Origin of the sequence: Acinetobacter sp. ANC 4973 (assembly GCF_002135275.1) — a bacterium.
Taxonomy (GTDB): Bacteria; Pseudomonadota; Gammaproteobacteria; order Pseudomonadales; family Moraxellaceae; genus Acinetobacter; species Acinetobacter kyonggiensis.
Genome location: NZ_NEGM01000002.1, coordinates 327,468 through 340,295 on the forward strand (window position 1 = coordinate 327,468; position 12,828 = coordinate 340,295).

Annotated in this window: 11 protein-coding genes; 7 read left to right on the top strand and 4 right to left on the bottom strand. The window is 40.5% G+C overall.

The window, feature by feature from the left end:
* Window positions 1–119 precede the first annotated feature (119 nt).
* From xerD to thrC, 4 genes are all read left to right on the top strand, one after another.
* Window positions 120–1,037 carry a site-specific tyrosine recombinase XerD gene (gene xerD, locus B9T30_RS04510; RefSeq protein ID WP_086183952.1) on the top strand — a complete coding sequence of 306 codons (918 nt, stop codon included), beginning with the start codon at window positions 120–122 and terminating at the stop codon, window positions 1,035–1,037.
* A gap of 190 nt (window positions 1,038–1,227) precedes the next feature.
* Window positions 1,228–2,043: a DsbC family protein gene (locus B9T30_RS04515; protein ID WP_086183953.1), complete on the top strand. Its 816-nt coding sequence runs from the start codon at window positions 1,228–1,230 to the stop codon at window positions 2,041–2,043.
* Between the two features lie 123 nt (window positions 2,044–2,166).
* Window positions 2,167–3,471, top strand: a complete 1,305-nt coding sequence (locus tag B9T30_RS04520; RefSeq protein ID WP_086183954.1) for a homoserine dehydrogenase — start codon at window positions 2,167–2,169, stop codon at window positions 3,469–3,471.
* Window positions 3,472–3,528: 57 nt separating this feature from the next.
* Window positions 3,529–4,668 carry a threonine synthase gene (gene thrC / locus B9T30_RS04525; RefSeq protein ID WP_086183955.1) on the top strand — a complete coding sequence of 380 codons (1,140 nt, stop codon included), beginning with the start codon at window positions 3,529–3,531 and terminating at the stop codon, window positions 4,666–4,668.
* A 73-nt stretch (window positions 4,669–4,741) separates the two neighbouring features.
* Here thrC and B9T30_RS04530 read toward each other — a convergent pair whose 3' ends face one another.
* The 3 genes from B9T30_RS04530 to pbpG all read right to left on the bottom strand — a co-directional run bounded on the left by B9T30_RS04530 (window position 4,742) and on the right by pbpG (window position 7,688).
* Entirely contained in the window at window positions 4,742–5,500 is a 759-nt protein-coding gene (locus tag B9T30_RS04530) for a hypothetical protein (protein ID WP_086183956.1), read from the bottom strand.
* A 30-nt stretch (window positions 5,501–5,530) separates the two neighbouring features.
* On the bottom strand, window positions 5,531–6,157 hold the full coding sequence (locus B9T30_RS04535; protein ID WP_086183957.1) for a DUF6915 family protein: 627 nt from the start codon (window positions 6,155–6,157) through the stop codon (window positions 5,531–5,533).
* 478 nt (window positions 6,158–6,635) lie between these two features.
* Window positions 6,636–7,688: a D-alanyl-D-alanine endopeptidase PBP7/8 gene (gene pbpG / locus B9T30_RS04540; protein ID WP_086183958.1), complete on the bottom strand. Its 1,053-nt coding sequence runs from the start codon at window positions 7,686–7,688 to the stop codon at window positions 6,636–6,638.
* 219 nt (window positions 7,689–7,907) lie between these two features.
* Between pbpG and B9T30_RS04545 the strand changes: the two genes are divergently transcribed.
* The 3 genes from B9T30_RS04545 to B9T30_RS04555 are packed head-to-tail and all read left to right on the top strand — an operon-like array spanning window position 7,908 to window position 11,572.
* Window positions 7,908–8,543 carry a response regulator gene (locus B9T30_RS04545; RefSeq protein WP_004650062.1) on the top strand — a complete coding sequence of 212 codons (636 nt, stop codon included), beginning with the start codon at window positions 7,908–7,910 and terminating at the stop codon, window positions 8,541–8,543.
* 32 nt (window positions 8,544–8,575) lie between these two features.
* Window positions 8,576–10,144 carry a sensor histidine kinase gene (locus tag B9T30_RS04550; protein WP_086183959.1) on the top strand — a complete coding sequence of 523 codons (1,569 nt, stop codon included), beginning with the start codon at window positions 8,576–8,578 and terminating at the stop codon, window positions 10,142–10,144.
* A 15-nt stretch (window positions 10,145–10,159) separates the two neighbouring features.
* Window positions 10,160–11,572: a sigma-54-dependent transcriptional regulator gene (locus B9T30_RS04555; protein WP_171264124.1), complete on the top strand. Its 1,413-nt coding sequence runs from the start codon at window positions 10,160–10,162 to the stop codon at window positions 11,570–11,572.
* 61 nt (window positions 11,573–11,633) lie between these two features.
* Here the strand turns inward: B9T30_RS04555 and B9T30_RS04560 are convergent, their stop codons facing one another.
* The gene (locus tag B9T30_RS04560) at window positions 11,634–12,809 is read right to left on the bottom strand and encodes a S41 family peptidase (protein WP_086183961.1); all 1,176 of its coding nucleotides are present in this window, start codon (window positions 12,807–12,809) and stop codon (window positions 11,634–11,636) included.
* Window positions 12,810–12,828: the final 19 nt, after the last annotated feature.

Below are 12,828 nucleotides of genomic sequence, written 5' to 3' on the forward strand. Positions count from 1 at the left end.
CCAAATAAGGTTTGATTCTAATTCTCATCTTGCACTTGCACATCGACATTGTAAAAAAATTATTCTAAATTGATGAAAGCCAAGGAAAACTTGGATTTTCCATTTAATGTAGAACTGACATGCTGAATAAAAAACCTCGTATTCCTGCGCCTGTGGGCATTCCTGAACATTTAAGTTTTTTACAAGGTTTCCGAGATTATTTAATTGCACAGACCGTAAGTCCGCACACTAGAAACGCCTATCTATCTGATTTAATTCAATGTAGTGAATGTAACTCTGTTGCAATGCCAGATTGGTCTAGCGATAACGTTGCGGATGTTTTATTAACATTAACCAAACAAGGTAAAAGTCCTCGTTCCATTGCGCGCTCACTTTCTGCACTGCGTTCTTTTTATAAATTTCTACGTGAACAGAAATTACGTTCAGATAACCCCGTAGCAACCCATAAAACCCCTAAAATTGGCCGCTCACTGCCCAAAGATATTTCCGAACAAGAAGTTGAAGCCCTTATTCATGCACCCAATATTGAAACGGCATTGGGTTTACGCGATCGTGCCATGCTCGAAGTGCTTTATGCCTGTGGCTTACGCGTGACTGAATTACTCAATTTACGCCTTGAATTAATTAATTTAAAACAAGGCTATTTGCGCATTGTCGGTAAAGGCAATAAAGAACGCTTGGTGCCTTTAGGACAAATGGCCTGTGAATGGATTGAAAAATACTTAAATGAAGCGCGTTCTCAGTTGTATAAATCCGCCACAGATTATGTCTTTTTAACTCAACATGGCGGCATCATGAGTCGGCAAAATTTTTGGTATGCCATTAAGCGGTATGCACTACAAGCTGGGGTTCAAGCCGAATTATCACCACATACTTTACGCCATGCTTTTGCCACCCATTTACTCAATCATGGTGCTGATTTACGTGTGGTTCAAATGTTATTGGGGCATAGTGATTTATCCACTACACAAATTTATACTCACGTTGCCCAAATTCGCATGCAGCAACTACATGCGGCTCATCACCCTCGCGCTTAAAGAGATGCCTAGAACACATATTCAACAATTCAGTAAAGAACCTTGATCTTGCAAAATGGTTGCGACTGCACGAGGTTGTTCAGCAACAATGCAATCCATTGATCAAATATCACGACACCCTAACCAGCATGACGGTTTTTTGTTATGCTAAGCCACCTATTTTATCTATAGTTAAAAGAAAGGGTTATTTATGTCATCTACCCGCTCAAAAATTTTTATTGCATGTACTTTGGCAAGCAGCTTGGCAATCAGTGCTTGTTCCAACTCAAATAACGATGAAAAAAAGCAAAATACCTTAACCGCAAGTGCGCCAGCAACGGGAGAAGCATCTAATCTCTCTGAACGTAATACACAGCAGCGTCTCATTAACACCCTGCAACAGCACTTCAAAAAAGCCAATATCAATGCCAAAGTGCTCGATATTAAAGTCACTGAAGTGCCCAATCTGTATTGGGTCAACCTTGAAGGGATGTCATCGGTCTATGCCACAGCAGACGGTAAATACATTATCCAAGGTGATGTACTACGTTTAGGCGACAGTAAAATCCACAATGTCAGTGAAAACCTGCAATCGGCAGCCAATAAAAAACTGCTTGCTGATTTAAAAACTGAAGATCTATTGGTCTATAAAGCCCAAGGTAAAACTCAGCATATTGTGTATGTCTTTACCGATGCCAGCTGCCCGTATTGTCATAAATTGCATGAACATATGAGCGAGATTAATGCCAAAGGTATTGAAGTGCGTTATATCGCATGGCCACGTGGTGAACAGTTCATGCCAGCCATGGAAAGTGTTTGGTGTAGCGCAGATCGTCAAGCAGCTTTCAATCAAGCCATTGCAGGTGCCCCACTTCCACCAGCAACCTGCAAAAACCCCGTTCGTGCACAATATCAACTCGGCCTGAATATGGGGGTCAATGGCACACCAGCGATCTATAATGAAGAAGGTATTTACCTCGGTGGCTACCTCTCTCCAGATGAATTAGTACAGCGTTTAAATAACTAATTTTTATTCGTTAATTTACTAATTTTTATAGTTGAAGATAAAGTGATTTCTTTCCTAGAGTCTGATGCTTTTTTTAGCTATGATCTAAACTCGCTTAAAATTGATTAGATATTGGAGTGTGACGTGAAACCAGTTCGTCTGGCAATCCTCGGTCTTGGTACTGTGGGTGGTGGTGCCCTTAAACTACTAAAAGAAAATGCTGCTGAGATCAGACGTCGCACCGGTCGAGAAATTGAAATTACCCATGTCGGTACTCGTCGTCCGCGTCTCGACTTGGATCTTCCAGAATCAATTAAACAAAGTGCTGATTTGCTCGACATTGTACGTCAGCCTGATGTCGATGTTGTGGTTGAGGTGATGGGTGGCATCCATCCTGCTTATGAAGTGATTATGGAAGCCATGAAACATGGCAAACATATTGTCACTGCCAATAAAGCATTGTTGGCTGAACACGGCACTGCGCTCTTTAAAGCGGCTGATGATCATAAAGTACAAATTGCTTATGAAGCGGCTGTTGCTGGTGGCATTCCAATTATTAAAGTCATTCGTGAAGGTTTAGCTGCGAATAAAATTGATTGGCTAGCTGGCATTATCAACGGTACAGGCAACTTCATTTTGTCTGAAATGCGTGAAAAAGGTCGTACCTTTGCCGATGTACTAACAGAAGCGCAAGAATTGGGCTATGCCGAAGCAGACCCAACTTTTGACGTGGAAGGTATTGATGCAGCGCACAAATTAACGCTGTTGGCATCCATTGCCTTTGGTATTCCTTTACAGTTCGATAAAGTCTTCACCGAAGGCATCAGCAAAATTACGGCACAAGATGTCAAATATGCTGAAGAACTGGGCTTCCGTATCAAGCATTTGGGGATTGCACGCCGTGCCGCAACAGGTATTGAGCTTCGTGTCCATCCCACCTTAATTCCTGCTGAAGAATTGCTTGCCAATGTCAACGGCGTGAAAAATGCCATCTTGGTTCAAGCCAATGCAGTCGGTCCAACATTGTATTACGGCGCAGGTGCAGGTGCAGGTCCAACAGCGTCTGCTGTGGTTGCCGATGTGGTCGATATTGTACGTGATATTGCCTATACCGAAGATGGTGCAGGGACAATCCCGCAATTGGCATTTGAAGCTTTAAGCGACTTGCCTATTCTTTCACGCGAAGAAATGACCACTGGATACTACATCCGCATTAATGCCGAAGATCAAACGGGTGTGCTTGCCGAAGTAACCACAATTTTAAGTCGTGCTGGAATCAGTATTGATGCCATCTTACAGCAGCCACGCTTAAAAGATTTGATTCCGATCGTGATTTTGACCGATCCTGTGGTTGAATCAAAGATGGATGAAGCCTTACAACAAATTCAAGCATTCCCCTTCATTCATGGCGAAATTGTGCGAATTCGTTTAGAATCGCTTGATAATTAATCGGGTTAAGGGGAGTATTTCCCCTTGCCAAGCTCTACACACAATTGGAACATCATCATGTCTAATGCCAATCGTTATACTGGTTTAGTTGACCGTTATCGTGACCGTTTACCAGTATCTGCAACCACTCGTGCAATCTCTTTAGGTGAAGGTAATACACCCCTGATTAAGCTTGAGAACATTCCCCGCATTATTGGTAAAGATGTTGAAATCTATGTGAAGTACGAAGGCTTAAACCCGACGGGTTCATTTAAAGACCGTGGTATGACCATGGCGGTTACCAAAGCGGTTGAAGAAGGCTCTAAAGCCATTATTTGTGCCTCTACGGGTAATACTTCTGCGGCTGCGGCTGCCTATGCAGCTCGTGCAGGCATCAAAGCATTCGTTTTAATCCCAGAAGGCAAAATTGCCATGGGTAAAATGGCACAAGCGATGATGTACGGTGCAATCACCATGCAAATCCGTGGTAACTTCGATGACGGTATGCGTCTCGTCAAAGAAGTGGCTGATCAAGCACCAGTCACAATTGTTAACTCAATCAACCCATACCGTCTGCAAGGTCAAAAAACCATTGCTTATGAAATTGTTGAAGCTTTAGGTCGTGCGCCTGATTATCACTGCTTACCTGTGGGTAATGCAGGGAACATCACTGCACACTGGATGGGTTATACCGAAGCTGTTGCCAATCAGCCGAAAGAGCAATTCGAAGCAGTAATTTACGATGCTGAAACCGATCAATTCACAGGGCCAAAACCTGAAGGCTTACCAATTATGGTCGGTTATCAAGCTTCTGGTGCTGCACCGTTCCTACGTGGTGGCCCAGTTGAAAACCCTGAAACCGTTGCAACAGCGATTCGTATTGGTAATCCACAAAGCTTTAACCATGCGAAAGCTGTAGTACGTGATTCAAACGGTTGGTTTGATGAACTTCAAGATAGCGAAATTTTAGAAGCACAACGTCTGCTTTCTATGTACGAAGGTGTCTTTGTTGAGCCTGCATCAGCAGCTTCAATTGGCGGTGCAATTCGTGACATCAAAGCAGGTAAAATTGCTGAAGGTTCAGTGATTGTGTGTACCGTGACTGGAAATGGCTTAAAAGACCCAGACACAGCAATCAAACAATGTTCAGATGCAGTGATGCTGACCATTGATGCCACTATGAATGATGTCAAAACCTCGATTCTTTCTAATATGTAAGCATCGAATTTCGGCAATAAAAAACCAGTTGCATGCAACTGGTTTTTTATTGGGCTATTATCTATCAATTTTCTTATTCATAATCATAGCCATATTCTTTTTCCAACGCTTTTTCAATGCCCTGTATTTCATCCAGTGCAATTTCACGTATCTCAAACAGTGGCTGCTTTAACATGCTGTTGATCGCAAATAAAGCGTCATCATCCCAAGCCTGAATGCGTAGCTGATCTTGACTGTAACTAAGTCCAGCATGGGTTGTAATCAGCGACTGCATCAATATTGGGTTTTCCGTTAAGCTATCGAGTGTTCCCTGAAGGACAATATTAGGCTCATCAAATTCAGAAAACACATGTTCCATATACGGTTTTAAATATTCGGGACTGGCTGCATAAATGAGACCTGCAAAACATTCATCGTATTGTTTGATCCAGTCTTGCTGTTTCAAAGACCAGAGTGCATAAAATTTGACTTCATCGGCAAAACTGACCAATTGATAACTCTGCATCTGAGCCAACTGCACAAATTCAAAAGTATCTGCATCATTCAAACTTGCGGGCAAAACATCTTCAGAAATATCCCCCGCCTCGACAATATGTTCTCCACAACGTGAAAACACAAAATCATCATACTTTTGCAGTTCATCTTCTGTCGCATCGAAAAAAGAAGCCACTTCGTATAAGGCAAAGTTACGGGCTGCTGCAATTTCTAATTGTTTATACTGCTGTTCCGCTAGGGCTTGATCCTGAAAAATATTGGCAATTCGGTTTCCTGCTACATAAAAAACCTCATCGTTATAACCGAAGAATTTTTCACGGATGACAAAAGTCGGCATGTTCATTTCCTTTATTAACTGTGTTGATGATTAAGTGTATTGATAATTATGTTTTATTTGATTAAGTGCCTGAGCACTGGCAGGCACTGCCATACCATTATCCATCCACAATTCAAATTGCATGGCATTAAAAAAGTCCTCTGGGGCACAACCCAGATCCACTAAACTGCTGATGGGATAGCCCATACGCGGTAATATTTCGTAGATAAACCAACTGTTATGGGTCAGCAACAGCGAGTGTAATTTTCCCGTCAAAGCTAAGGGCGATAGCAATATTTGTGAAAGTTGTGGTTGATCTGAATAATATTGATGTATTTTTTCAATTTTTTGTTCGAACCCCACAGGCAAACGTGCTGGATCGATGGCGCGAACAAAATCAGCCAAAGTGGGAATAAAACGTTGCTGATAATCCACCAATAAATGATCACGTTCACATAAATCTTTCAGATCAACCGACTTTCCCGCACTGTTGAGCAGACTATGTCCATAGATCGGAACCACAATGCTATTCACTCCCCAAAGCGTATGTAAAATACGATGGCGAGCATCGCTACACAGGCTTTTGGTACTATCAATAAAGTGATGAACTTCATAATAATCTTCAGCTTCCCCGCCCCAACGCTTAGCCGAAATGCGCGCATGCTGCATGGCATTCATAATCTGTAATCATCTATTTTTTTATAGCTTTATATCTTAATCTTTTTTTGATAAAAATCGATGAAAAAACGGACAGATGAGACACATTCTGTCGTTGTAAATAAAAAGCTAAGGAAATAAAAAACTCTTCCGAAGAAGTAATACTGATCAGTTAAGAATTTATTATTTTTTATTTTAAATTCATAATGTTATTTGATACGCGGAAACGTCATCCGCAATTGTTCGAGGCAAGACTACTTTGAAAAAGTAAGGGTTCTGCGATTTATTAATCAATAAAAGGTGTTTGACGAGTTTTGCGGATGACAAATGCCTTTGGTTACTTTGGGCTTATCCAAAGTAATAGATGAGCTACAAGCGTTGGATTTAATAAATATAAGACTCCGTTGTGAATAACTAAAAAGTTAAGGGGTTAATTGTAAACCCCCTTAACTAATGAGCATTATTCCGAAGAAGAGTTTTTGTAAGAATTAAAACTGTGTTAAATACGTTTTGGTAACTGGCTTGTCCAATTCATTAAACGCATAGCATCTTCAGTACGCGCTTGAGAGCTGTCCGCACCCAATAGCACCACAACTGCTGGACGATTATTCAAAGTCGTGTGCATCACCACACAGCGCCCTGCTTCATTGATATAACCTGTTTTTGAAATATTGATATTCCAGCCCCCATTACGCACCAAAGCATTGGTATTATTCGATTTCAATACACGATGACCCAAATTAAAATCATAGCTTGCCGTGGTTGAGAACTGACGAATTAACCCATATTGATAAGCAGCACTGACCAAAATACCTAAATCACGTGCAGAAGCGATATTACGTGGATCAAGCCCAGTCGATTCATAATAATGAGCGGACGTCATGCCTAAAGATTTTGCTTTGCTATTCATTGCTGAAACAAAAGCAGCTCGACCACCGGGGTAAGTACGAGCTAAAGCAGCGGCAGCCGGGTTTTCAGACTTCATTAAAGCCAATAATAAAACTTCCGCACGATTCATTGAGTCGCCAGCACGTAAAGTCGAGCTTGAGTTTTTACCACCTGCTCCTGCAAAATCAATTGCTTGCAAAGTAATGTCTTCAGACATATTCAGTCTGGCATCCGCAATGACCACCGCAGTCATCAATTTCGTGATGGATGCAATTGGCAATGCGGCATTGGTATTTTTACTGTATAGCACTTCACCTGTTTGAGAATCCATGACCAATGCTGCACGTGCATTGACCGCTGGTTGATTGCTATAACGCGAATTATTTAAAATTTGTACAGTTTTAGGCGCAGCATGCGATACGACAGCATTCGAACTGCGCACAGAGGTGGTGATTTTAGTTGAACCTTGTGGCGTTACTTCATCGTTTAATGATGAAACATCACCATTAAGGAGTTGTTTAGCATCTTCAGAGGACCAATTTAAAGCGGCTTGACCTGTCCCCCCAGATGCATCCATGATGAGTTCTGCAAAGCTGCTTGAACTCATGCTAAGTAAGATAGACATCCCTAGCACATGCATTAAAGATTTATTTGAATTTTTCACGATAGTTTACTCAACTCTGAGAGGTAAGATACATTTGTGTATTACCTCAAATATGTCTTACATTTAGACACAAAGGTGAACAGTTTCTCGCTCATCACATTGTGCATAACATTTCATTTAAAGATTAAGAATAGGATTGCTAATTTTGTCATTTCATTGCAAGCTTATTTTGCTTTATGTAACAAAAAACATGCTTTTTTTTATTTGAGGGAGAACTAGGTGATCACAGTTTTAGTAGTAGATGACCATGAGTTGGTACGTACCGGGATTTGCCGAATGCTCGAAGACCATGCGGATGTTCAAGTCATTGGTCAAGCTGAATCTGGAGAAGAAGCAATTACCTTAGTCCGTCAACATCACCCCAATGTGGTCTTACTCGATGTGAACATGCCGGGCATTGGTGGGGTAGAAACCACCCGACGCCTATTGCAAACTGCACCCGAGACCAAAGTCCTCGCTGTCAGTGGTTTAGCGGAAGAACCTTACCCTTCATTATTATTAAAAGCTGGTGCAAAAGGCTATATTACCAAAGGTGCTCCAGTCACAGAGATGGTTCGTGCCATCAACAAAGTCATGCAAGGTGGCAAATACTTTAGTGCCGATATTGCGGAGCAACTGGCCAGTTCATATCTTTCAGATACCCAACAGTCCCCATTTAATGCATTATCAGAACGTGAAATGCAAGTGGCAATGATGGTGGTGAATTGTATTAGTGCACAAGAAATTGCCGACAAACTGTTTGTCAGTGTGAAAACCGTCAATACTTACCGTTATCGTATCTTCGAAAAACTGAATTTAGACAGTGATGTAAAACTGACCCATTTAGCCATTCGTTATGGGCTAATTAAACCTTAATACTTTTTGATTTCGCTTTCTAGAAGACATGCATGACGCAAAAAAACCATACTTTTGAGTTTAATCAATATCATTTAGGCATGTGGTATGCTACCTATAGATTGATTATTGCGACGTGTCTTCTACTGATTTTTGTACTTACTTATCATCGCTTAAATACAGATTATCAATATCCAAAACTCTATCTTTATGTATTGATTGGCTACGTCACCATCAATTTCATCCAATTGATTTTAATTAGAAAAATAAAATCTAAAATCCCACAACAATTCATTTTGCTGTTTACAGCCGATGTCATTGCTTTAAGTCTACTGACTTTGGCCATGGATGGCCCTAATCTGCATTTAAGCCTGCTTTTTGTGATCACCATTTTTGCCGCATCTTTATTACTCGATGCACAAAAGGCATTGGTCATTACCCTAATTGCGGTGATTAGTGTTGTTTACCAGCTTTTTTTAGGTCGCTTATTTGATTTTTCATCACTCAATAATATCGGCAATAGTGCCCTGTTGGCTTTTTTGTTTTTTGTCGTATATGGCAGTGGTCAATTAGCGGTTCGACGCTTCCAATTGTTGGAAAATTTAAATTTTTCGCAATCTCTGGAACTTAATCGACTGCAAAATTTGAACCGTTATATTTTAGAGCAGATTGAACTGGGTTATTTGGTCTTAGATGATAACTGTCACATTGTACTCAGCAATCCTGCGGCATGTATGCTGTTGGGTATTCCTCCGCTTTATGCTTATGATAAATCCCCTTTATACAAAGTTCAGCCTGACTTATTTGAATTGCTCAAATTTGATCAGCTCAAAAATGGTGAAAAATTTCAATTCGAGTCACAACTGAGTCAGTATCATATGCACATTGAAGTGCAAAAATTAATTGTGCCCCATCAAACGCTAACCTTGTTGGTCATACAAGATGCCCGTAAGCTCAATCAAAGAGTACAACAACTCAAGCTTGCAGCATTAGGACAACTTTCCGCCAGTATTGCACATGAAATTCGCAACCCTCTCGCAGCGATTGTCCAAGCCAATGAACTTTTGGCAGACAGTGATCCAGATCAGCAACAACACTTAAGCCAGATGATTGCTAAACAAGCGCTACGGATTGATTGCATCATCCAAGATACGCTGAATATGGTGCGAAATAAAGAAACCTATCCCACACAATTACAACTGAATCAGTTTATCCCACAATTCCTACAAGAAGATTTAGCTGACGTCACACAGCAAATTAAATACAACATACAAGATAAAATGGCGATCACGTTTGATGAAGCTCAACTGCGGCAAATTCTCATTAACTTGCTGCGTAATGCAATTCGGCATAATGTTCCAGCAGATGCAAAGATCGAATTAAATGTGTATTCCCATGAGTCCAATGTTCGCATTGATGTGCGTGATTTTGGTTCAGGTGTCGCATCACAAGACCTTGCTTATTTATTTCAACCTTTTTTTAGTACCGAAATTACAGGAACTGGTTTAGGATTATACTTATCACGTAGCTTTTGCGAAGCAAACCAAGCAGAACTCAGCTACGTAGAACAAAAACAAGGGGCATGCTTTCGAATAGAATGCCCACGTGTTGCTTTAAATTAATATTACTGGGGTGTAATTGTGGAACGACAACCACTTGTTTTGTTAGTGGATGATGAGGAAGATTTATGTACCTTAATGCAAATGTCTTTATCGCGTATAGGCATAAAAACTCATATTGCACATCGTCTAGAACAAGCCAAAAAACTCTTATCTGAAAATAGTTATGATGCTTGTTTAACAGATTTAAATTTACCTGATGGTAATGGACTACAGTTGGTAGAATGGTTGACTCAACGCTTTCCATCCTTACCCGTGGCTGTATTGACTGCCTATGGCAATATGGAAATTGCAATTGCGGCATTAAAAGCAGGTGCTTTTGATTTTGTCAGTAAACCGATTAATCAAAAACACTTGCAACAGCTTTTACAAAAAGCCTTAAACAAACCTATCGAGCATTTCAACAGCAAAGAAGACAGTCTGGAACAAAAATTATTGATTGGACAATCGCTGCCAATTCAACAATTACGCATTACCTTAAATAAAATCGCTCGCTCTCAAGCACCGGTCTTTATTACAGGTGAATCAGGCACAGGTAAAGAAGTCATTGCCAATCTGGTCCATCGTTTAAGTAATCGTAATGAAGGCCCTTTTATCGCGATTAACTGCGGTGCGATTCCAACTGAACTGATGGAAAGTGAGCTATTTGGACACAAAAAAGGCAGCTTTACCGGTGCAACACAAGATAAACAAGGTCTGATTCAGTCTGCACATGGCGGGAGTTTATTTTTAGATGAAGTGGCTGAACTGCCTTTAAGTATGCAGGTCAAGCTGCTTCGTGCGGTGCAAGAAAAACGTATTCGCCCTGTCGGTTCGGATGCTGAAATTGATGTCGATTTTCGGGTCATTAGCGCCAGTCATCAAGACTTGGAAGCCTTGGTACAACAAGGTAAATTTCGCCAAGACTTGTTTTTCCGTATTCATGTGATGGATCTCGTGCTTCCGCCACTACGTGAACGAGGCGATGACATTATTTTATTAGCGCATCATTTTATTCAAAAAATCAGTCAAGAATGGGGTATTCCAAGCAAGCAATTGACCGAGCGTTCGAGAAACTTTTTGCTGAGTCAATATTATCCTGGTAATGTCCGAGAACTGCGTAATATTATTGAACGCGCAATGACTTTAAGTGATGACGAAAAAATTGACTTGCCGAATTTACAAAGTGCGCCATTACGTTATCCAGTCGTCAGCACCCTAGTAGATCAGGACTCAACGATTGCTCCTCGTACTGAAATTCTACTTTCTTCGAAAAAGTTACCCGATGAAGGTCTAGAGCTTTATTTGGAAAATATTGAAAAAGATATTTTACTCAATGCACTGAATCTGACCCATTGGAACAGAACGCTGGCAGCAAAAAAACTCGGCATGTCGTTTCGCTCTTTACGCTATCGTTTAAAGAAATTTGGCTTAGATACCGATGATGAATAAGGTCTGTTGTTTTAGCGAATAATGCAACGCATGGCTAAAATATCAACAGGTCCTCAAGCATTTATTTATGGTTGAGAATAATGTCTGCAACATGTTCAAGATAGTTTTCCTCTTTCATGTCATGTTGCAGCAGATATTGTTGATTGGGTTGAATTCCAACCCCTTCAATCATGTTGCCTTTAGGGGTGTAATAATGCGATACCGTCATCTGCAAAGCCGCACCATTGGACAAAGGGAATAGTTTTTGCACCACCCCTTTTCCATAACTTTTTTCACCTACAACCCATGCACGACCATGCTCTTTAAGTGCTGCGGTAAAGACTTCAGCAGCTGAAGCAGAACGGCTATTCATTAAAATACCGAGCTTTAAATTTTGAAATTCGAAACTGGGTAAAGCTTGAAATTGTTGATCACCTTCAGAACGACTTTTGGTCGAGACAATCAACCCTTGATTCAAAAACAAATCCGCGGATTCCACCGCAGCAGATAACAGCCCACCAGGATTATTTCTTAAATCAAGCAAAACTGCTTTTAAGCGTGAAGAAGAGTGCTCTTCAATTAAGCGCTTAATTTCATTGGCTGTATCTTGCTGAAAAACTTTTATTTTTATCACTAAAACTTGATTATGTAAGACATTGGCTTGTATATCGGTTTCTATTTTCTTATTGCGAACTAAAGTCAGTGGCGCACTATTTTGAGCCAGTTGTAAACTTAAAGTCGAACCAATAGCACCATTAAGTAAACTATGTACTTGATCATGATTGAGTTTTTTCAGCTCTTGATCATCAATCTTAAATACAGCAACACCATTACGCAGACCTTGTTTGGTCGAATCGGCATTACTTTTTAAGCCTTGAATCACCCACTGATGTAGCTGTGGATCATAAATCAATTCAAAGTCAACCGAGGCCATATCACCTTCGGTATATTGTAACAACAGCTTATAATCTTCTGGACTTAAATAACGAGAATAACGGTCTAGTCCACCGACCAAACCTTTAATTGCTTGTTGAAATAAAGCATCATCATTTTTTTCATCGACATAATTGTCTTTGACAATGCTATAAATTTGCACAAATTGCTGAATTGATTCCACGGGAACTTCAGCATAATTTTGTTCAATTTCATCATCAAAATCTAAAACAGGCGGGGTTTTCACCGCCCCAAGAGCTGAATGGCTCACACACATGAATAACGTGGTTAAAGTGACAACCATCTTCCAGCGTTGTAAAGCCATTCATTCACCTGTTTATACT

Bases quoted from the DNA above. Each gene is read 5' to 3' on its own strand.
- B9T30_RS04535 (WP_086183957.1), bottom strand. From the start codon at position 6,157: ATGAATGCCATGCAGCATGCGCGCATTTCGGCTAAGCGTTGGGGCGGG.
- B9T30_RS04550 (WP_086183959.1), top strand. From the start codon at position 8,576: ATGACGCAAAAAAACCATACTTTTGAGTTTAATCAATATCATTTAGGC.
- thrC (WP_086183955.1), top strand. From the start codon at position 3,529: ATGTCTAATGCCAATCGTTATACTGGTTTAGTTGACCGTTATCGTGAC.
- B9T30_RS04560 (WP_086183961.1), bottom strand. From the start codon at position 12,809: ATGGCTTTACAACGCTGGAAGATGGTTGTCACTTTAACCACGTTATTC.
- xerD (WP_086183952.1), top strand. From the start codon at position 120: ATGCTGAATAAAAAACCTCGTATTCCTGCGCCTGTGGGCATTCCTGAA.
- B9T30_RS04530 (WP_086183956.1), bottom strand. From the start codon at position 5,500: ATGCCGACTTTTGTCATCCGTGAAAAATTCTTCGGTTATAACGATGAG.
- B9T30_RS04515 (WP_086183953.1), top strand. From the start codon at position 1,228: ATGTCATCTACCCGCTCAAAAATTTTTATTGCATGTACTTTGGCAAGC.